The following is a 20,305-nucleotide window of genomic DNA, read 5'->3' as shown; positions in this document are numbered from 1 at the left end:
TCCGCGCCGGGCTATTCGCGGTCGTGCGGGGCGGGCGGATTCGACTCGGTGGGCCCCGCCTCGGTGGTGGGCTCGTCCGGGCCGGACGGTCGGGCGGCCCCGGGCGAGCCGGGCGGATCTGCGCCGGACTCCTCGCGCAGATCGGGACGCTGGGTGGGCAGCTTCTCGGTCTCGGCCTCGGCGCCGGGCACCGGTTCCTCGAGGCCGCTGCGGCCGAAGAAGTCCTGGTCACCCCGATCCAACCCGGGGTCGGTGAGCGCGCTCTCGCTGCGCAGGCTGAAGGAGGCCAGCAGCCCCCCACCGACCAGCGCGATCAGGCCGACCGCGGTGAACGTGATCGGCAGCACCCGCGACCACAGCGCCAGCCGGTCGCGCTCGTCGCGGGCGGCGTTGACCTGGGATTCGACGGTGTCCTCGTTCGAGGTGACCTTGTAGTCGGCCAGCGTGAGCTCCGGCTTGAGCGGGTCCCGGGCGAAGTAGTGGTCGGCGTGCTCGGCCTGCTTGACGATGGTGCCCGACACCGGGTCCACCCAGAACGTGCGCTGCGCCGCGTAGTAGCGGGTCATGGTGATCTGTTCGTTCGGGTCGGCGCCCTGGACGCCCCACATCGACGCCGACGTGGTCTGCTTGGCGTCCTCGTTGCCGGCCAGCAGCGACGGGTACGCGACCGGGGCCACCAGCTTGCCGTCGCCGTTGTAGCCGATGTTCTGGGTGAACTTGTAGGTGGTCAGCCCGTTGACGTCTTCCTCGGTGTCGTAGTTGACGTCGAACGGCTTCTGCGCGATCGGATCGAAATAGGGATACGTCTTCTTCTCGGTGTGGAACGGGAACCGGTACGACAGCCCGTCGTGCCGCAGCGGCATCGCCGTGGGCGGGTTCTCGTCGTTGACGGCGCGCGGCTTCTGGACCGAACCGCCGGTGTGGGTGTCGTCGGAGACGGCCAGCGCGGTCTTGCGGTTGAGCGTGACGGTGTCGACGAGCGCCAGCAGCAGCCCGCTGTCCTTCTGCTTGTCCGTGCGCCGCAACGAACTTCCGACCTGCAGCGTGACCACGTCGGCGTTGGCGGGCGACTCGACGCTGATCTGCTGCTGGGAGACCAGCGGCACGTTCTGGTTGACGACGACGTGGTCGGTGGACAGCGATGCAGAGTCCAGCGCCGTCCCGGTGCCGTCACCGACCAGCGTGGCGTCGAGGTCCAGGGGGACCTTGGTGATCCTGCTGGTGGTGTACGTCGACAACAGCAGCGCGGCGATCAGCAGGGCGGCTCCGAGTCCGATGATCCCGCATGCGGCGAACCGCAACATGACTGCTCGGTTCACGTCGCTGTGCCCTCCTCATGATCCCTTGGTTTTCTCAGCCGCGACCCGACCCGAGCGAGCAGCCCGGGCAAACTCGTTTGACCCTAACAGCAGAATGTAAGGCGGCGGCTTACGAACCTGATGCTCGTGCGGGCGGTCCTTCGGGTGTACCCATTCGTCGGGCAACCCAGCACAGGCACACTGTGGTGGTGAGCGGCGACCAGCGGGTGGGTGGGGTGCGCAGCTTCCTGCCGGCGGTGGAAGGCATGCGTGCCTGCGCGGCGATGGGCGTGGTGGTCACCCACGTCGCCTTCCAGACCGGGCACTCCAGCGGCGCCTCCGGCCGGCTGTTCGGCCGTTTCGACCTCGCCGTCGCGGTGTTCTTCGCGCTGTCGGGTTTCCTGTTGTGGCGCGGGCACGCCGGGGCGGCAAGGGATCTGGGTGACCGTCCCCGCACCGGTCACTATCTGCGGTCCAGGGTCGTGCGCATCATGCCCGCGTATGTGGTGGCGGTCGTGGTGATTCTGACCCTGTTGCCCGACGCCGACCACGCCAGCCTGACGGTGTGGCTGGCCAACCTGACGCTCACCCAGATCTATGTGCCGCTCACGCTGACCGGCGGGCTGACCCAGATGTGGAGCCTTTCCGTGGAGGTCAGCTTCTATCTGGCGTTGCCGGTTCTCGCGCTGCTGGCCCGCCGCCTTCCGGTGCGCGCGCGGGTGCCGGCGATCGCCGGGCTGGGGGCGCTGAGCTGGGCGTGGGGCTGGGTGCCGGGCCTCGCGGCCGAGGGCGTCAACCCGCTCAACTGGCCGCCGGCGTTCTTCTCCTGGTTCGCGGCGGGCATGCTGCTGGCCGAGTGGGTGCACAGCGGCGTCGGGTTCCCGCACCGCATCGCCCGCCGCCGGCTGGTGATGGCCGTCGTCGCGGCGGCGGCCTACTTGGTCGCGGCGTCGCCGCTGGCCGGGCCGGAAGGCCTGGTGCCCGGCACGCCCGCCCAGTTCGCGGTGAAGACGGCGATGGGCGCGCTGGTCGCCTTCGCGTTGGTCGCGCCGCTGGTGCTGGACCGGCCGGACACGCCGCACCGGATCTTGGGGACGACCGCCATGGTCACCCTGGGCCGCTGGTCCTACGGCCTGTTCATCTGGCACCTGGCCGCGCTGGCCATGGTGTTCCCGGTCGTCGGGACGTTCCCGTTCACCGGCAACATGCCGACGGTGTTGGTGCTGACGTTGATCTTCGGGTTCGCGATCGCCGCGGTCAGCTACGCGTTGGTCGAGTCGCCCTGCCGAGAAGCCTTGCGGCGCTGGGAGAAACGCGAAAGGCCGGCCGAAGCGGCCCAGGCCGTCGACGCGGAGGCGGATGCGATCGCACCCTAGCCGGTGCGGTCCATCCACCGTTCCAGCGCGCGCGAACGGGTGGAACGTCGCTGCCCTGTGGCGTCGAGGATCAGGTTCACCGGCGGTAGCATGCTGATACGTTCGTCCGGGTGCGCACAAGATTCGAATTCGACTTCGTGACAACGGCAACGCCCAATGAGGTCATCGAACTGATGACCGATTTCTCGCCCAACCGGCCGCACCGCTGGCCGGCATTGTCGGCCAAGGCGTTCGAGGTGTATCACGTCGGCGAGACCGAGGCCGACGTCCGCGAGGGCCAAGACTTTCCGAAGGTGTCGGCCAGATGGCATTACGACTGGGCGAAGCCGAATTCAGTCACACTGACGGTCGTCGAAGGCGATGCGCAGGCGCCGGGCAGCTTCATGACGCTCGAAGCCACGCCCAGGCCCGAGGGTGGCAGTTCCGTGCACGGCGTGTGGGAACAGACCTCAACGAATCTGACCGGCATGATCGCTGTAGCGATGATGCGGTTCGTCGGACCACGCTTGCTGTCGTCGTACTACAAGAAGGTCTACGACGGGTTGGCGGCCTGACGTCCATCAGCGACCACGTAAACGTCTGCTGGTGTGAATGCTGCACTCACACAACAAGTCTGTCGCACAATGAGTTTGCTATTGGCATGACACACCACTAGGCGGACACCACTAGGCGGGCACGGCTTCGATCACGCAGAGCGGCCCTGCCGTTTGCACCACGCGCTGCAGCCGGAAGCCGCCCCGCCGGAGTAGGTCGGTCCACTGCTTGAGGCCGCGTTCCAGTGCGCCCGCCAGCACCAGCATCTCCAAATCGGCGTAGTGGCCGAGGAATTCGCGGTCGTGATCGGGGACGACCATCTCCAGCAGCAGCAGCTTCGCGCCCGAAGGCGCCGCGGCTTTGATGGTGCCGAGGATCGCGATGGCCTTGTCATCGGGCCAGTCGTGGATGACGTTCTTCATCACATAGGCTTCAGCGGCCGGCACGCTTTCGAAGAACGACCCGCCCGTCACGGTGACTCGCTCGGCGACACCGTGCGCGGCTAACACAGGCGGCGCTCCCTCGACTGCCTCCGGGAGGTCGAACAGCACGCCGCGCGCACCGGGGGCGGCGGCGAGAATCGACGAGAGCAACCGACCGTGGCCGCCACCGATATCGGCGATGACACCGAATGGGGTGAAGTCGTAGGCGGCGACCACCGCCGCCTCCAGCACCGACGACGTGGAGGTCATGGCGTCGTTGAAGATCTCCGCGAACTCGGCGTCGTCGCGGAGATAGTCGAAGAAGTCCTTTCCGAACACCTTCGGCGGGTTCGGCTCTCCGGTGCGCACCGCGTCGGCCAGCCGCGTCCAGTTCGCCCGGTGCTGCGGCGAGCCGAAAAGCAGGGCGGCCCCACGCGTCGAGATCGGCGAATCGGTACGCAACGTATCGGCCAGCGCGTTGAGCGCGAAACGGCCGTCGCGGCACCTGCGGAACACGCCGCGGCTGATCAGCAACCGCATCAGCCGCGCCACGCTGTCCGGGTCGGCCCCGATGCGGCCCGCCAGCTCCTCCTTGGTCAACGGGCCCGCAGCCAGCGCGTCGGCGATACCCAGTTGCGCGGACGCCGAGATGGCCTGCGACAGAAAGGCTCCGAAGATGAGATCGATGACCGTGATCGGGGGAGGCGCCAGCCGCTGGTGTAGCCGCCCCACGTGATGACGGACTCGTTCGACCGCGCGAGCCACCCGGGCGGGCGGCAATTTCGGGGTTGATGTCGGTGACTTTGGCGGCATCGTTCTCCAATACCCGGTGATTACAGGATTCGAAGGAACAAGTATTCCTTCTCGAGGATTTTCGCGCGCTCGATCTGCTCGCATCCCAGAAACCCAGGGGCCGGTGACAATTTCTGGTCTATTGCAAACGACCGGTCGCGATGGACCCTCGAGCGAGAGACCGATCCGCGCGTTGACCTCACCACCTAGTTGCAACGAGCGTCTGCCGCAATCGCAGGCACTGAGTTCCGTTGGTGCGGATCGAATCCCCAACTCAGCGTGTCGTGCGGCCGGGAAGGGGATTGATGAGCCGTCCGTGCGCCACGAGTGATCCGTGCTGCTTGAGGCGCTGCGTGCGGATGTTGACCTCGTAACCCATGACCTCCTCGATCTGTCCGAGTTGCTCGCTGAGGTACCGATAGAGGTCTTGGGCGTCTCGGCAAATGGCAATGGCCATCAGGTTTTTGGATCCACTCGTGGCGCCCGCGAAGGCGATCTGGTCATGCGCGGCGATACGCTCGCCGACGCGGTGCAGGTCCTTGGGCGCCAACGTCAGCCACAGCATGGCGCTGAGCTGGTGGCCGAGCCGCTCGGGTAACACGTCGACGTCGTAGAGCAATGCTCCGGATGCTTCCAGCGCCGCGATCCGCCGGCTCACTCGTGCCACCGACCAGCCAGTCCGTGCGGCGAGCTTCGCCTGCGGTGCCCGGCCGTCCTCGGCGAGCGCCTCCAGGATCGGGCGATCCTCGGCGGAGGGCAGGGAACGTTGATCGCTGCGCGGCTGATCGGTGCGCTCGGCCAAGATCTGTTCAGCTTGCTGATCGGAAAGTCTGCGGCCGTAGCCGGTCCACCGCGCCGTGGCGGGTTGCCCGAACGAATGAAGCAGCAGATCGATGCTGATGTCGATGATCGAGGCGGTTCGCGGCAGTAGCTGCAGCAGAACATCCTCGCGGCTGTCGCCGAGCGGTGCGCGCACGACGCACACCAAATCGGTCCATCCCGCCAGCACGTTGGCGTGAGAGACGTCCGGGCGGCGCACCAGCGCGTCGGCCAGCTGTGGTATCCGGTCGGGCGCGGACCGCAACCGGCACACCCAGCTCGCTTCGCGGTCTACCCAGCGGTTTTCCAGCCCGACAACGCGAACCACGCCGTTGCGGCGCAGTCGGTGATAGCGCCGGGCAACCGTTTGCTCAGAGGCCCCGACCACGGCGGCGATGCGCCGAAAAGACACGCGGGGCGCAAGCTGCAGGGCATCAAGAATCTGTGCGTCCAAATCGTCTCTCACGACGAGAAGTATCCGTCCTGGCTGGCGCAGATGAGGATTTCTCGACGATATCGGCAGAACAGATGATGTTCCGGGGCCGGCGCTGCCAGCCTGGAGCCCATGAACCTGACGGACAACACGATGCTGATCACCGGCGGCGGCAGCGGAATCGGTCGCGGGCTGGCCGAGGCTCTGCATCAAGCGGGCAATCAGGTCGTGATCGCCGGGCGCCGCGGCGACTCGCTGCAGGCCGTCGCCGACGCCAACCCGGGCGTCGACTACTCCTTGATCTGGCCAGTCCCGACAGCATCGCGCGGTTGGCCGCCGAACTTGCCGATCGCCACCCCGGGCTCAACGTCCTGGTCAACAACGCGGGCGTCATGCACGCCGAGGACCTGCTGGCCGGCGAGGCAAACCTGGCCGAGATCGCCGCAACCACGGTGGCGGTCAACCTGCTCGGACCGATGCGGCTCACCGCGGCGCTACTACCCAGACTGCTCGGGCAACCGAATCCCGCCATCGTCAACGTCACGTCCGCCCTGGCATTCGTGCCCAAAGCGGCCGCACCGACTTACTCGGCAACCAAAGCCGGTCTGCACGCCTACACCGAGTCGCTGCGCCGGCAATTGCGCGGAACCCCGGTTCAGGTGATCGAGATCATCCCGCCGCAAGTCGACACCGACATGCTGGCCGGCCAAAACCGCAGTGCTACTGCGATGACATTGGATTCCTTTGTCGCCGAAGCAGTTTCGCTGTTGCGCAGTGAACCCGACGCTGCCGAGATCGTCGTCGACGCCGCTAAGCAGGTGCGCTGCGCCGCCCACGACGGCCGCTACGACGACGTCTTCGACGCCGTAAACCCCTAGAGGAGTACTGAACATGCAGATAACAATCGGACTGCCCAGCCATATCGCCCACGCGCCCGGTCATTTGACCGCACAGTGGGCCCGCCACGCCGAGGAGCGCGGCTTCGGCGGGGTGGCCGCGATCGACCGGTTGGTCTACGAAAGCCAGGACTCGATCGTCGCGCTCTCAGTGGCCGCGGGCGCGACCTCCCAGATCGACTTGTTGACCAATGTGCTGCTCGCCCCGCTGTATCCCGCGGCGCTGTTGGCCAAACAAGTCACGTCTCTCGCCGATGCCTCCGGAGGCCGACTCACCCTCGGCCTGGGTATCGGGAGCAGGCCCGACGACTACACGGCTGCCGGCGTGGACTATCGACGCCGCGGGCGCATTCTCGACGAGACCGTGGCAGTGTTGCGCGACGCGTGTGGGGCCAAGGCCGTGACGGGGGACAGGGCACTCAGCGCAGCACAGGTGCGCGTTCCGATCCTCTTCGGCGGGCGGGTAGACGCGACGATCCGCCGCGCGGCGACGATCGGTGACGGCTGGTCCGCCGGAGCGCTGCGCGATTACCCCAACCAGTCCGTGCTCGCCGACCGGGTGCGCGCGGCGTGGGCAGAGGCGGGGCGGGTTGGCCGCCCGCGGTTGCAGGCCAGTGTCAACTTCGCCCTCGGAGACGCCGGCACCGTCGCAGCCGGCCGTGCCCACCTGCAGAACTACTACGGCTTCAAACCCGAGTACGCCGCACTCAACGTCGCTGACATGCTCACCTCCGGCGACGAGGCGGCCGAGACCGTGCGCGCCTACCGCAACCTGGGCTTCGACGGCCTGGTGTTCCACCCCTGCGTCGCCGATATCGCGCAGGTCGACCGCCTTGCAGAAGCGGTGCTGCGATGACGGTTGTTGATACACAGGGCATTTCGCTCTACTACCAGACACATGGGGATCCGGCCGACCCGCCCGTACTGCTGCTGTCCGGGCTCCGGATTCATCCAACGCCACCGATAGCTCTGAAACACCCGATCCGCACGTCTGGACAATTTCCCCGCGGGCGTCTCCGCCGCTGCTGTCACCGCCTCACGCGATCGCGTGTCCTAGCCGGTGCGGTCCATCCACTCTTCGAGCGCGTCCGCGGACGGCAGGCGGACGGCCTGCTCGATCTTGGCGAACAGATCCGCCCCGTACTCGACGGCGGATTTGACGAGGTGACCCAGTGCCTCGAAGTGGATGCCGTCACTGAGCAGGTAGGCGTTCTCGCCGACGACGCTGACGTGGTCGGGCCGCGCGGTCTCGCGCACAAACGCCTTGGGCCAGTGGGTGTCCCGATTCCAGTCGTTGACCAGTTCCATCAGGCGCGGGCGTTCGCCGGCCGGGTAGTACGCAGCGGGGCTGATGGAGATCTCCAACAGGTCGCGCCGTAAACCGTTGATCCGCAGGATCACGTGCAACTTGCCGCGCTCGTAGCTGGAGAGCACCAGGAACTCCTCGCCGTCGTCGCTGCGGAAAAATCGCAGCCCGTGCGACGTGAGGTAGCGCTCGATCAGCTCGGTGCTCAATGGCTCGATCTGCATGACCGTCACGATGGCGCCGCGGGCTTGGAGGATCCTTGGCGCGCGAACGGTGGCGGGTCAGCCGGCCTCGGCGGTCTCCAACCGCTGCATGATCTGGGCCCGCACCGCCGACCGGCGGGCCTTGCCGGCGTCGTCGCGCAGCGGGGTGTCGACGAATTCGACGAAGTCGGGGGCGGGCGGCACCTTGTAAGCGGCCAGGTGTTCGCGCAGGAACGCCTGCACGCCAGCGGAATCCAGTGCGGCGCCGCCGGCCGTGTGCACCAGGGCGTAGGGCACCTGGCCCAGATCCCCGTGCGGGACGCCGACGACCAGACAGGACAACACGTCCGGGTGCGCCGACAGCGCGTTCTCGATCTCGGCGGGGTAGACGTTGCGGCCGCCGACGGTGAACATGTCGACCCGCCGGTCCGACAGGTACAGGAAGCCGTCGTCGTCGAAGTAGCCGAGGTCGCCCAGCGAGTCCCAGCCGTCGCGGCTTTTCGCCGTCGCGCCGACGTAGCGGTAGGTGGGCGCGCTGTCGGGCCCGGACCGCATGTAGATTTCGCCGACCACGCCGGGCGGGCACGGGTTGCCGTCGTCGTCGAGCACCTTCATCTCCCCGGCGACCACCACGCCCACCGAACCGCGATGCGCCAGCCACTGGTCGCCGGAGATGAAGGTCAGCGCTTGTAATTCGGTGCCGCCGTAAAGTTCCCAGACCTTTTCCGCGCCCAGCAGGTCGATCCACGCCTGCTTGATGGCCGGCGGGCACGGCGCCCCCAGGTGCCAGAACCGCCGCAGCGACGAGAGGTCATACGAGCCGGGGTCGGCGTGATAGACCGGCAGCGTCCGCTGCATGATCGTCGGCACCGTCGTCAGGAACGTGACGCGGTGATCGGTGATCAGCCGGAGGAACTGAACCGGGTCGAACCGGCTCATCAGCACCAGGTGATGGCGCATCAGCAGCGCGATGGTGGCGGTGGTGAAGCCGGTGTTGTGGCTCAGCGGCACCGGCACCAACGTGGTGTCGCCCTCCTGCGCGCCCAGCGGATAGCCGATCAGCGGGGGTATGCGGCTGTCGCCGCCGGATTCGATCAGCTTGGGGCGCCCGGTGCTGCCCCCGGATCCCATCGCCTTCCACACCGGTGACACCGCTTTTGGCAGCGGGCCGTCCGACAACGTGTCGTCGGGGGTGAAACCGATTGGAACGCTAGGGAATTCGTGATGCTCACGCCCGACCAACAGGGCCGGCGGCCGCAATTCGAGCAGGCCCGCCAACTCGGCGGCCGGCAGGCGCGCGGACAGCGGCTGCGGGACCGCGCCCAGCTTCCAGCAGGCCACGGCGGCCTGGATCCACTCGACCGAGTTCGGCAGCACCATGGTCACGTAGTCGCCGATACCCACGCCGCGCTCGGCGTAGGCCCGGGCCAACCGATTCGTCGAGCGGTCGAGCTCGGCGCGGGTCAGGGTCAGGCCGTCGCAGGTGACGGCCGGCTCGTCGGGAGCGAGTTGGGCAAGCTGCGAAATCTGGGTGCCGATCGGCGGGACCGGCTCACTCATAACCGCCCTGACGCTCGAAGATGCGGCGCGGGTTGTCGACCAGCATGGTGTGCAGCTGCTCGTCGGTGACGCCGCGCTCCTTGAGCGCGGGGATGACGTCGTTGTGGATGTGCAGGTAATGCCAGTTCGGGGCCATCTGCGGCACCAGCTCTTCGGGGAGCGCGTCGAAGTAGCAGTTGGCGTCGTGGGAGAGCACCATCCTGTCGGCGTGCCCGCGCTCGCACATTTCCGCCACGATCCTGACCCGCTCCTCGAACGGCGAGATCAGGTCGAGGCCGAACCGGTCCATGCCCAAATACGATCCGGCGGCGATGAGCTCTTCGAGGTAGCCGATGTCGGTGCTGTCGCCGGAATGCCCGATGACCACCCGGGTCAGGTCGACGCCCTCCTCCTCGAAGATGCGTTGCTGCTCGAGGCCGCGCCGCAGGCCGGCATGGGTGTGCGTGGAGATCGGCACCCCGGTCCGTTTGTGCGCCTGGGCGACGGCGCGCAGCACCCGCTCGACGCCGGGGGTGATGCCGGGCTCGTCGGTGGCGCACTTGAGGATTCCGGCCTTGATGCCGGTGTCGGCGATACCCTGCTCGATGTCGCGGACGAACATCTCGGTCATGATCTCGGGGCCGCCCAGCATCCCGCCCGGGCCCTCGTAGTGGAACCGGAAGGGCACGTCGTTGTAGGTGTAAAGCCCGGTCGCCACAACGATATTCAGCTCGGTCGCCGCCGCGACCCGGGCGATCCGCGGGATGTAGCGGCCCAGGCCGATCACGGTGAGGTCGACGATGGTGTCCACGCCGCGGGACTTGAGCTCGTTGAGCCTGTCGATGGCGTCGGCCACCCGCCGTTCCTCGTCACCCCAGGCTTCGGGATAGTTCTCGGCGATCTCGGTGGTCATGATGAAGACGTGCTCATGCATGAGCGTGACGCCCAGGTCGCCGGTATCGATCGATCCACGTGCGGTATTCAGTCGCGACACGCATCCGATGCTAGAGCTCCAGCGACCCGAATTCGACGAGTTCGAGGACGTTACGTTTGCGCATCTTTCGTACACCGGGCCGTACCAGTGGGTATGGCGCGTCTCCCGTTCTGGTAGCGGGGCCGCCGCGGCGGGTACCCGCGGACTGAGCCGTTTACGAGAGGAGCCGACATGGACGCCGCGACCGGGACCGATCGATGGCCGTCGCTACGGGTCGACGACTGGACGCCAACCCGCGAAACGCTGCACATGTGGACGCAGATCGTCGGCAAGATCCGCATGGTCCGCATGCCGATGGTCAACCACTGGTGGCAGGTAACGCTGTACGTGAGCCCGCGTGGATTGACCACGGGCGCGATACCCCACGAAACCGGGGTGTTCGATATGGAATTCGACGTCATCGACAGCGTGCTGCGGATCCGTCACAGCGACGGGCGGCAAGGATCCGTGCCGTTGACGGCCAAACCGGTGGCGGAGTTCTACGACGAAACCATGTCGGCCTTGGACGATTTGGGGGTCGCGACACGCATCAACGCCAGCCCCAACGAGGTGGATCCGGCCATCCGGTTCGCCGACGACTATCAGCACGCATCCTATGACCCCGACGCCGCGCGTCGGTTCTGGCAGCAGCTCCTGCAGGCGAACCGGGTGATCAGTCAGTTCCGCGCGTCGTTCGTCGGCAAGGTGAGCCCTGTGCATTTCTTTTGGGGGGCAATGGATCTGGCATGCACCCGATTTTCCGGGAGGCCGGCACCCAAACACCCCGGCGGCGCACCCAACTGCGGCGACTGGGTGATGGTCGAGGGTTATTCACACGAGTTGAGCAGCTGTGGCTTCTGGCCCGGCGGCGGCGAGGAAGGCGCCTTCTATTCCTACGCCTACCCGCAACCGGACGGCTTCGCCGATTACCCGATCGCGCCTGCGGCGGCGCACTTCAGTGAAGACCACGGAGAATTCGTCTTGCCCTACGAGGCGGTGCGCACTGCCGAGGACCCCGACGGTGATTTACTGCGGTTCCTGCAAACGACTTACGCGGCCGCCGCGGACCTCGGCCGCTGGGATCGCGGTGCCTTGGAGGGCGATCCCGACCGGTGGCAGAGCCCGTGAGCACCACGCCGATCGCGGACTATGCGCTGCTCTCGGATCGTCATACCGCCGCGCTGGTCAGTCGCGGCGGATCGGTCGACTGGCTGTGCATGCCGCGGTTTGACTCACCATCGGTGTTCGGGCGACTGCTCGACGATGACGCCGGGTGTTTCGTGGTGGGGCCGGCCGACCCGAACGCCGAGACCAGCCGTCGCTACCTGGACACCACGATGGTGTTGGAGACGACTTTCACCACTGCCGGCGGCACTCTGGTGCTGCGCGATGCCCTGGCGACCGGCGCCGCGAGCGACCCCCATCGACTAGGCGCCGCGGCGCCCCGAATGCTGGTGCGCTCCTTGGTCTGCACGGCGGGCGAGGTCGAGGTGGCCGTCGAGTTCGCGCCGCGCCCGGAGTACGGAGTGGTCACGCCGCTGATGTCGTCGGCCGAGGGCGGGGTCATGGTGCGCGGCGGCGCCGACGTCCTGCGCCTGTGCTGCCCGACGCCGCTCGACGCCGCCGACTCGGCTGTGTCCGGACGGTTCCTGCTGCATGAAGGTGAGCGGACCGCCCTCGGCCTCCTGCACCGCACCACCTCTGAGCCGCTCCCGGAACCCGTCTCGGCGGGCGACCTCGAGGGGGCGCTCGAGGCGACGATCGACGCGTGGCGGTCGTGGTCGCAGACCCACCAGAGCTACGACGGGCCGTGGAGCGACCTCGTGCACCACAGTGGACGGGTCCTGCAGGCGCTGACCTATCAGCCGACCTGGGCGGTCGTGGCCGCGCCGACCACCTCACTTCCGGAAGAGGTTGGGGGGCAACGCAACTGGGATTACCGCTATGCCTGGGTCCGCGATGCCAGCCTCACTCTGGAGGCACTGTGGGTAGCCGCCTGTCCCGACGAAGCGGAGGAGTTCTTCGACTACCTCGCGGTCAGCTCTGCAGGGCAACTACGTGCGGACGAACAATTGCAGATCATGTTCGGCGTCGGCGGCGAACACGACCTGTCCGAACGCGAGCTCGGTCATCTCAGCGGCTGGCGCGACAGCCGCCCGGTGCGAGTGGGCAACGACGCGTGGAAACAACGGCAAATCGACGTCTATGGCGAGCTGCTCGGCGCGGCGCACCGGCTCATCGAGCAGCTCGATCCGGACAGCCCGCGGGCCACCAGCGGGCGGGACTTCCTCATCGCCTGCGCCGACGCCGCGGCGCGGCGATGGACAGAACCCGATTCGGGGATCTGGGAGGTGCGTGGCTCTCCGCAACACTTCCTCTATTCCAAGCTGATGTGCTGGGTCGCGCTCGACCGGGCCATCGCCATGGCCGAGCGCCTCCGTGCCGGCGACCGGGTGGAGGGCTGGCAAAAGACCGCCGACGAGATCCGCGAGCAGATCCTCGCTCGAGGGTGGAGCGACGACGTCAATTCGTTTACCCAAGCGTTCGGCAGCGACCGCCTCGACGCTTCGGCGCTGATGATTCCGCTGGTCGGTTTCCTCCCCGCGGACGACCCGCGCGTACTGGCCACCATCGACACCATCGCCGACCGGCTCACCGACTCCCGCGGCTTGGTCTACCGCTACCGCACCGACCTTGACACCAACGCCGACGGTCTCACCGGGCGTGAAGGCACCTTTCTGCTGTGCACATTCTGGTTGGCGCAGGCCTTGGCGGCCGCGGGCCAAATCGACCGGGCGCGTGAGGTATTCGAGCGTGCCGCGGGCTTTCGCAATGACGTCGGGCTGCTTGCCGAAGAGGTCGATCCCGCCAGCGGCGAGTTGCTGGGCAACTTCCCGCAGGCGTTCAGTCATATCGGGTTGGTGAACGCGGCCTGGGACATCGCCCAGGCGGAAACGGCGGCTTCAACACCCCCTGAGGCGTGAGGGCCCGCCGGCTCGGGCGCGGGCAGGCGCACAAGTCCCCCGGCGGCCGCGGGTTTGCAGTACCGTCACCCTCGTCTGCGTCGAGAACCGCTGGGAGTCCCGCCATGTTGCTCAATCCCAATCACCTGCAACGCCAGTACCCGGACCGCCGCTCGGCAGAGATCATGGCGGCGACGGTGGATTTCTTCGAGTCCCGGGGCAAGGCCCGGTTGAAGTCCGACGACCACGAACGGGTCTGGTACTCCGAGTATTTGGATCACATCGGCCGGGAGCGCATCTTCGCGTCGCTGCTGACGCCGTCGGCCTACGGCGCCCCCGATTGCCGCTGGGACACCTACCGGATCAGTGCGTTCGCCGAGATCGTCGGCTTCTACGGGCTGAACTACTGGTACCCGTTCCAGGTCACCGCGCTGGGCCTGGGCCCGATCTGGATGAGCGCCAACTCCGACGCCAAGCGCAAGGCCGCCGGGTTGCTCGAGGCCGGTGAGGTGTTCGCGTTCGGCTTGTCGGAGCAGACGCACGGCGCCGACGTCTACCAGACCGACATGAACCTGACGCCCTCGGACGGGGGCTGGGTCGCCAATGGGGAGAAGTACTACATCGGCAACGCCAACGTGGCCCGGATGGTCTCCACGTTCGGCAAGTTCGCCGGCGCGTCGAAGAACGACGCCGAGTACGTGTTCTTCGCCGCCGACTCCCAGCACGAGCGCTATCACCTGATCAAGAACGTGGTGAACTCGCAGAACTACGTCGCCAACTACGCGCTGCGCGACTACCCGGTTGCCGAGGCCGACATCCTGCACCGCGGCCCCGAGGCCTTCCACGCCGCGCTGAACACCGTCAACGTCTGCAAGTACAACCTCGGCTGGGGCGCGGTCGGCATGTGTACCCACGCGATGTACGAGGCGGTCACCCACGCGTCCAACCGCATCCTGTACGGCACCGTCGTCACCGACTTCACCCACGTGCGGCGGCTGCTCACCGACGCCTACGCGCGGCTGGTCGCGATGCGGCTGGTCGCCACCCGGGCCTGCGACTACATGCGCAGCGCCTCGGCCACCGACCGCCGCTACCTGCTCTACAGCCCGCTGACCAAGGCGAAGATCACCAGCGAGGGCGAGCGCGTCATCACCGCGCTGTGGGACGTGATCGCCGCCAAGGGCGTGGAGAAGGACACCATCTTCGAGGCCATGGCCCGCGAGATCGGCCTGCTGCCCCGGCTGGAGGGCACCGTCCACATCAACATCGGGCTGCTGGGCAAGTTCATGCCCAACTTCCTGTTCGCCCCCAACGACGCGCTGCCGTTGATCGGCCGCCGCGACGACGCGGCCGACGACACCTTCCTGTTCGCGCAGGGGGCGACCGGCGGCCTGGGCAAGGTGCGCTTCCACGACTGGCGCGCGCCGTTCGAGAGCTTCGGTCACCTGCCCAACGTCGCGCTGCTGCGCGCACAGATCGACGTAATGGCCGAGATGCTGGCCAGCGCCACCCCGGATGCTTTGCAGCAGAAGGACATCGACTTCGCGTTCGCCGTCGGCCAATTGTTCGCCACGGTGCCCTACGCGCAGCTCATCCTCGAGGAGGCCGGGCTGTCGGGCGTCGACGAGGGACTGCTCGACGAGATCTTCGCCGTGCTGGTCCGCGACTTCAACGCCTACGCCGTGGAGCTGAGCGACAAGCCCGCGACGACGGACGCGCAGGCGCGCTACGCGCTGCGGATGATCCGCCGCCCGGTGCACGACCCCGCGCGCTACGACCAGATTTGGAAGGAGCACGTCCTTCCGCTCAGCGGCGCCTACCGGATGCGCCCCTAGCCCCCCTTGACTGTGACGTTCCTCACAGTAGGATGACCAGTGGTCATTCGATCGAGGAGGCGCCATTGCCGACGGTCACCTGGGCGCGCGTCGACCCGGCTCGACGCGCCGCGATCATCGAGGCCGCGGAGGCGGAATTCGGGGCGCACGGCTTCTCCCGCGGCAGCCTCAACGTCATCGCGCGCCGCGCGGGGGTCGCCAAGGGCAGCCTTTTCCAGTACTTCGCCGACAAGCGCGACCTGTACGCGTTCATCGCCGACATCGCCAGCCAGCGGGTGCGGGCCTACATGGAAGGCCGCATCCGCGAACTAGACCCGAGCCGGCCGTTCTTCGAGTTCCTGACCGACTGGCTCGACGCCTGGGTGGCCTACTTCGCCGACCACCCGCACGAGCGCGCGCTGCACGCCGCGGCGACCCTGGAAGTCGACACCGAGGCCCGCGTCAGCGTGCAGAACGTCATCCACCGCCACTACCTGGAAGTGATGCGCCCGCTGGTCCGCGACGCGCACGTACGCGGCGACCTGCGCGCCGAGTCGGACACCGACGCGCTGTTGTCGTTCTTGCTGTTGATCTTTCCGCACCTGGCGCTGGCGCCCTACATGCGCGGGTTGGATCCGATCCTCGGCCTCGACGAGCCCACCCCCGAGCAGCCGGCGCTGGCGGTGCGCCGTCTCGTCGCGGTGCTGGCGCCCGCGTTCGCGGCCGCGCCAAAAACCCCGCCGGTCGGCTCCGCCCCAAAACGATCTGAGGAGGTCACATGAATCGCACCCGAATCGCCTCGATGGCCGAGGGCGGCCTCAACTGGGATAGCTTGCCGCTCAAGCTGTTTGCGGGAGGCAACGCGAAATTCTGGAATCCGGCCGACATCGACTTCTCCCGCGACCGCGAGGACTGGGAACGGCTCACCGACGACGAACGCAGCTATGCGACCCGGCTGTGCGCCGAGTTCATCGCCGGCGAGGAATCGGTGACCCAGGACATCCAGCCGTTCATGGCCGCGATGCGCGCCGAAGGCCGGCTGGGCGACGAGATGTATCTGACGCAGTTCGCCTTCGAGGAAGCCAAGCACGTCGCGGTGTTCCGCATGTGGCTCGACGCCGTCGGCGTCACCGAGGACCTGCACTACTTCCTCGACGACGTCCCGACCTACCGGACGATCTTCTACGAAGAGCTGCCCGAGTGCCTGAACGCGCTGACGCTCGATCCGTCGCCGGCCGCCCAGGTGCGGGCGTCGGTCACCTACAACCACATGGTCGAAGGCATGCTGGCGCTGACCGGCTACTTCGGCTGGCACAAGATCTGCGTGGAGCGCGGCATCCTGCCCGGCATGCAGGAGCTGGTGCGGCGCATCGGCGACGACGAGCGCCGCCACATGGCGTGGGGCACCTTCACCTGCCGTCGCCACGTGGCCGCCGACGACGCCAACTGGGGCGTCTTCGAAACGCGCATGAACGAACTGATGCCGCTCGGGCTGCGGCTGATCGAGGAGGGCTTCGCGCTCTACGACCCGATGCCCTTCGGCCTGTCGGTCGACGAGTTCATGGCCTACGCCTCCGACAAGGGGATGCGACGGTTCGGCACCATCTCCAGCGCCCGCGGCCGGCCGCTCGCCGAGATCGACCTGGACTACTCGCCGCTGCAGCTCGAGGACACGTTCGCCGACGAGGACGAGAAGCTGCTGGCCAGTGTCTAGTACTCGCCTGCGCGAGCAGACGCAGAATCGCAGGCCGAAGGCCGAGTATGTGCGATTCTGCGTCTGCTCGGCAAGCCAGCGGCGTCCGGGCCTCGCCTAGCCGACCCAGACGGTCTTGGCGTTGACGAACGCGCGGATGCCCAGGCCCGCGAGCTCGCGTCCGTAGCCGGACCGTTTGACGCCGCCGAACCCCAGCTCGGGGTAGGACACCGTCATCCCGTTGATGAAGACCTGGCCGGCCTCGATGTCGTCGATGAAGCGCTGCTGCTCGGCCTCGTCGTTGGTCCAGGCGTTGGATCCCAGGCCGAACGTGGTGGCGTTGGCGATCTCGATGGCCTCGTCGATGTCGGCCGCCCGATACATCGACGCGACGGGGCCGAACACCTCCTCGGTGTAGAGGGCCATGTCCTTGGTGATGTCGGTGACCACCGTCGGCGGGTAGAACCAGCCCGGCCGGTCGATGGGCTTGCCGCCGAGGCGGATGGTGGCGCCCGCGGCGGCGGCGTCGTCGACCTGCTTGGCGATCTCGTCGCGGCCGGACTCGGTGGCCAGCGGGCCCACGTCGGTGTCGGGGTCGGTCGGGTCGCCGACGGTGAGCGACTGCATGCGCTCGGTGAACTTGTCGACGAACTTGTCGTAGATGTCGGTGTGGACGATGAACCGCTTTGCGGCGATGCAGGATTGGCCGTTGTTCTGCACCCGGGCGGTGACCGCGGTCTTGGCGGCCTCGTCCAGGTCCGCCGAGGGCATCACGATGAACGGGTCGCTGCCGCCGAGCTCGAGCACCGTCGGTTTGATCTCGTCGCCGGCGATGGCCGCCACCGACTGGCCGGCCGGCTCGCTACCGGTCAGGGTGGCCGCCGCGACGCGCGGATCGCGCAGGATGCGCTCGACGGCGCTGGAGGAGACCAACAGGGTCTGGAAGCAGCCCTCGGGGAAGCCGCCGCGGGTGATGACGTCGGAAAGGTACAGCGCGCTCTGCGGGACGTTGGAGGCGTGCTTGAGGATCCCGACGTTGCCGGCCATCAGCGCCGGCGCGGCGAACCGCACGGCCTGCCAGAGCGGGAAGTTCCACGGCATCACGGCCAGCACCACGCCGAGCGGTTGATAACGGATGTAGGCCTTCTTCGCGCCCACCGCCTCGGCGTCGGCCGGCTCGTCGGCGAGCAGCTGCTCGGCGTGCTCGGCGTAGTAGCGAAACCCCTTGGCGCACTTCAACACCTCGGCCTTGGCCGATTTCAGGGTTTTACCCATCTCCAGCGTCATCATGGCGGCGACTTCGTCGGCTTCGGCTTCCAGCAGGTCGGCGGTGGCGTTTGCCCACCCGGCGCGCTGGGCAAACGTGGTGTTGTGGCGGTAGTCGAGGAAGCGTTCGTAGGCACGGGCGATCGCGGCATCGACTTCTTGGTCGGTGGCCGGGGTGAAGGTCTTCACCGTCTCGCCGGTGGCCGGGTTAATGGTGGCGATGGGCACGCTGGCCCTCCTTCATCGGATGAGTAGCTGAAAAGTCCAACATCTAGCCTGCCACTATCGTTCCCCTAAGGGAGGTGTCGGATGAGCAAAGCCGCTGAGCTGATCGTCAAGTGCCTGGAAAACGAGGGTGTTTCCGTTGTGTTCGGGGTGCCCGGCGAGGAGAACATCCGCTTCGTGCAGGCGCTGGCGTCCTCCAGCATCCGCTACGTGCTCACCCGGCACGAGCAGGCCGCGTCCTTCATGGCCGAGATGTACGGGCGGGTCACCGGCCGGGCGGCGGTGGTGTCGGCCACCCTGGGGCCCGGCGCGATCAACATGCAGCTCGGTGTCGCCGACGCCACCACCAACAGCACCCCGCTGGTCGCCATCTCCGCGCAGGTGGGCCACGACCGGGAGTTCAAGGAGTCGCACCAGTACGTCGACCTGGTGTCGATGTTCGCCCCGATCACCCGGTGGGCGGCGGGCATCCCGACCCCGCGCGCCATCCCCGAGATGGTGCGTAAGGCGTTCAAGCTGTCCGAGTCCGAACGTCCGGCCGCCGTCTATCTCGCGGTGCCCGAGCACATCGACGCCGACGAGAAGGATTACGACCTGGGGCCGTTGCCGCGCAACGTCGTGCGCCCCGACGCTCCGGCGCCCCGCCAGGTGGAGCGCGCCGTCGCAATCCTGCGCAACGCCAAGCGCCCGGTGGTGCTGGCCGGGCACGGCGCCGCGCGCGCCGACGCCACCAAAGCCCTGGTGCGCTTCTCCGACGAGTTCGGCATCCAGGTGGCCAACACCTTCCACGGCAAGGGCGTCATGCCCGACGACCACCACAACAGCATCGGCACGCTGGGCTTCATGCGGCACGACTACGTCAACTTCGGGTTCGACAACGCCGACGTCGTCATCGCCGTCGGCTACGAGTTGCAGGAATTCGACCCGGTCCGGATCAACCCGCAGGGCGACAAGAAGATCATCCACATTCACCGGTTCCCCGCCGAGGTCGACGCGCACTACTCGGTCGACGTGGGGATCATCGGGGACATCAGCGATTCGCTGAACGCGCTCACCGACGCGCTCTCCGGTCACACCTTCAGCCATGCCGCCGACGTGCCCGGGTCGGGGCTGCTCGCGGAGGAATTCGCCCGGGGGCAACAGGATTCGCGCTACCCGCTGGCGCCGGCGCGGGTGGTCGCCGACACCCGCGCGGCGCTGGGCCGCAGCGACGTCGTCCTGGTCGACACCGGCGCCACCAAGATGTGGATGGCCCGGCTCTACCCGACGTACGAGAAGAACACCTGCCTGATCTCGAATGGCTTGTCCACCATGAGCTTCGCCCTCCCGGGGGCGCTGGGTGTCAAGCTGGCACAGCCGGAGTCCAAGGTGTTGGCCGTCGTCGGCGATGGCGCCTTCTTGATGAACTCGCAGGAGATCGAGACGGCCGTCCGGGAGCGGATACCGCTGGTGGTGCTGATCTGGGAGGACGGCGGGTACGGCCTCATCGAATGGAAGATGGATCTCGAACTCGGGGCGCACTACTACGTGAAATTCAACAACCCGGACGTGGTGAATTACGCGGAAAGCTTCGGCGCCAAGGGATATCGGATCTCTCATGCCGACGAGCTGCTGCCGACGTTGCGCGCCGCGCTCGACGACGAGGGCGTCTCGTTGATCAGCTGCCCGGTCGACTACTCGGAGAACCTGCGGCTGACCGACCGGCTCGGCGAGCTGGACGAAACCCTGTAATCCTCAAAACCATTGCGCGATC

17 protein-coding genes and 1 pseudogene are annotated in these 20,305 nt (G+C 67.4%); 11 read left to right on the top strand and 7 right to left on the bottom strand.

The genetic code is table 11. The annotated features are described in order from the left end of the window. Positions 1-11: 11 nt before the first annotated feature. Positions 12-1,319 (bottom strand): cell envelope lipid trafficking protein PgfA, encoded by a 1,308-nt coding sequence (gene pgfA, locus AC0KS4_RS23295; RefSeq protein WP_238957087.1) that lies wholly within the window; start codon positions 1,317-1,319, stop codon positions 12-14. A 182-nt stretch (positions 1,320-1,501) separates the two neighbouring features. Here pgfA and AC0KS4_RS23290 point away from each other — a divergent pair, with 182 nt between their 5' ends. Both AC0KS4_RS23290 and AC0KS4_RS23285 read left to right on the top strand, forming a co-directional pair. Further along, the gene (locus tag AC0KS4_RS23290) at positions 1,502-2,674 is read left to right on the top strand and encodes an acyltransferase family protein (protein WP_238957086.1); all 1,173 of its coding nucleotides are present in this window, start codon (positions 1,502-1,504) and stop codon (positions 2,672-2,674) included. Positions 2,675-2,784: 110 nt separating this feature from the next. Continuing rightward, positions 2,785-3,228, top strand: a complete 444-nt coding sequence (locus tag AC0KS4_RS23285; protein WP_238957085.1) for a hypothetical protein — start codon at positions 2,785-2,787, stop codon at positions 3,226-3,228. 111 nt (positions 3,229-3,339) lie between these two features. Here the strand turns inward: AC0KS4_RS23285 and AC0KS4_RS23280 are convergent, their stop codons facing one another. After that, positions 3,340-4,362: a methyltransferase gene (locus AC0KS4_RS23280; RefSeq protein ID WP_238957084.1), complete on the bottom strand. Its 1,023-nt coding sequence runs from the start codon at positions 4,360-4,362 to the stop codon at positions 3,340-3,342. A 334-nt stretch (positions 4,363-4,696) separates the two neighbouring features. Beyond that, positions 4,697-5,707 carry an Lrp/AsnC family transcriptional regulator gene (locus AC0KS4_RS23275; RefSeq protein WP_425326363.1) on the bottom strand — a complete coding sequence of 337 codons (1,011 nt, stop codon included), beginning with the start codon at positions 5,705-5,707 and terminating at the stop codon, positions 4,697-4,699. Positions 5,708-5,806: 99 nt separating this feature from the next. Here AC0KS4_RS23275 and AC0KS4_RS23270 point away from each other — a divergent pair. The 3 genes and pseudogenes from AC0KS4_RS23270 to AC0KS4_RS23260 form a co-directional block, all read left to right on the top strand. After that, a pseudogene (locus tag AC0KS4_RS23270) lies at positions 5,807-5,890 on the top strand (oxidoreductase); the annotation flags it as partial. A gap of 113 nt (positions 5,891-6,003) precedes the next feature. Beyond that, positions 6,004-6,552: an SDR family NAD(P)-dependent oxidoreductase gene (locus AC0KS4_RS23265; protein WP_425326341.1), complete on the top strand. Its 549-nt coding sequence runs from the start codon at positions 6,004-6,006 to the stop codon at positions 6,550-6,552. Positions 6,553-6,565: 13 nt separating this feature from the next. After that, positions 6,566-7,426, top strand: coding sequence for an LLM class flavin-dependent oxidoreductase (locus tag AC0KS4_RS23260; RefSeq protein WP_225329827.1), 861 nt, complete (start codon positions 6,566-6,568; stop codon positions 7,424-7,426). Between the two features lie 197 nt (positions 7,427-7,623). Here AC0KS4_RS23260 and AC0KS4_RS23255 read toward each other — a convergent pair whose 3' ends face one another. The 3 genes from AC0KS4_RS23255 to AC0KS4_RS23245 are packed head-to-tail and all read right to left on the bottom strand — an operon-like array spanning position 7,624 to position 10,612. After that, a complete protein-coding gene (locus AC0KS4_RS23255; protein WP_238957082.1) occupies positions 7,624-8,100 on the bottom strand; it encodes a type III secretion system chaperone family protein in 477 nt (158 codons plus the stop codon). A gap of 57 nt (positions 8,101-8,157) precedes the next feature. Then, positions 8,158-9,639 carry an AMP-binding protein gene (locus AC0KS4_RS23250; protein ID WP_238957081.1) on the bottom strand — a complete coding sequence of 494 codons (1,482 nt, stop codon included), beginning with the start codon at positions 9,637-9,639 and terminating at the stop codon, positions 8,158-8,160. Continuing rightward, on the bottom strand, positions 9,632-10,612 hold the full coding sequence (locus AC0KS4_RS23245) for a phosphotriesterase family protein (RefSeq protein WP_238957080.1): 981 nt from the start codon (positions 10,610-10,612) through the stop codon (positions 9,632-9,634). Before AC0KS4_RS23245 ends, AC0KS4_RS23250 begins: the two co-directional genes overlap by 8 nt. Positions 10,613-10,783: 171 nt before the next feature. Here AC0KS4_RS23245 and AC0KS4_RS23240 point away from each other — a divergent pair, with 171 nt between their 5' ends. The 5 genes from AC0KS4_RS23240 to AC0KS4_RS23220 all read left to right on the top strand — a co-directional run bounded on the left by AC0KS4_RS23240 (position 10,784) and on the right by AC0KS4_RS23220 (position 17,082). Continuing rightward, positions 10,784-11,719 (top strand): DUF5996 family protein, encoded by a 936-nt coding sequence (locus AC0KS4_RS23240; protein WP_238957079.1) that lies wholly within the window; start codon positions 10,784-10,786, stop codon positions 11,717-11,719. Continuing rightward, complete coding sequence (locus tag AC0KS4_RS23235) at positions 11,716-13,575, top strand: glycoside hydrolase family 15 protein (protein ID WP_225329822.1); 1,860 nt, start codon at positions 11,716-11,718, stop codon at positions 13,573-13,575. Before AC0KS4_RS23240 ends, AC0KS4_RS23235 begins: the two co-directional genes overlap by 4 nt. A 104-nt stretch (positions 13,576-13,679) precedes the next feature. Next, positions 13,680-15,389 carry an acyl-CoA dehydrogenase gene (locus AC0KS4_RS23230; protein ID WP_238957078.1) on the top strand — a complete coding sequence of 570 codons (1,710 nt, stop codon included), beginning with the start codon at positions 13,680-13,682 and terminating at the stop codon, positions 15,387-15,389. A 65-nt stretch (positions 15,390-15,454) separates the two neighbouring features. Continuing rightward, positions 15,455-16,150: a TetR/AcrR family transcriptional regulator gene (locus AC0KS4_RS23225; RefSeq protein WP_238957409.1), complete on the top strand. Its 696-nt coding sequence runs from the start codon at positions 15,455-15,457 to the stop codon at positions 16,148-16,150. Beyond that, positions 16,147-17,082, top strand: coding sequence for a R2-like ligand-binding oxidase (locus AC0KS4_RS23220; RefSeq protein WP_238957077.1), 936 nt, complete (start codon positions 16,147-16,149; stop codon positions 17,080-17,082). Before AC0KS4_RS23225 ends, AC0KS4_RS23220 begins: the two co-directional genes overlap by 4 nt. Positions 17,083-17,178: 96 nt before the next feature. On the opposite strand, the gene AC0KS4_RS23215 is transcribed toward AC0KS4_RS23220, so the two are convergent. After that, complete coding sequence (locus AC0KS4_RS23215) at positions 17,179-18,555, bottom strand: NADP-dependent succinic semialdehyde dehydrogenase (RefSeq protein ID WP_238957076.1); 1,377 nt, start codon at positions 18,553-18,555, stop codon at positions 17,179-17,181. Positions 18,556-18,636: 81 nt separating this feature from the next. On the opposite strand from AC0KS4_RS23215, the gene AC0KS4_RS23210 reads away from it, so the two are divergent. Further along, positions 18,637-20,283, top strand: coding sequence for an acetolactate synthase large subunit (locus AC0KS4_RS23210; RefSeq protein WP_238957075.1), 1,647 nt, complete (start codon positions 18,637-18,639; stop codon positions 20,281-20,283). Positions 20,284-20,305 lie beyond the last annotated feature (22 nt).

The organism is Mycobacterium sp. NTMscope_MAC_12 (assembly GCF_976985675.1).
Note: the sequence above shows the minus strand (reverse complement) of the source record. Positions and strands in the feature narration are given on the sequence as shown.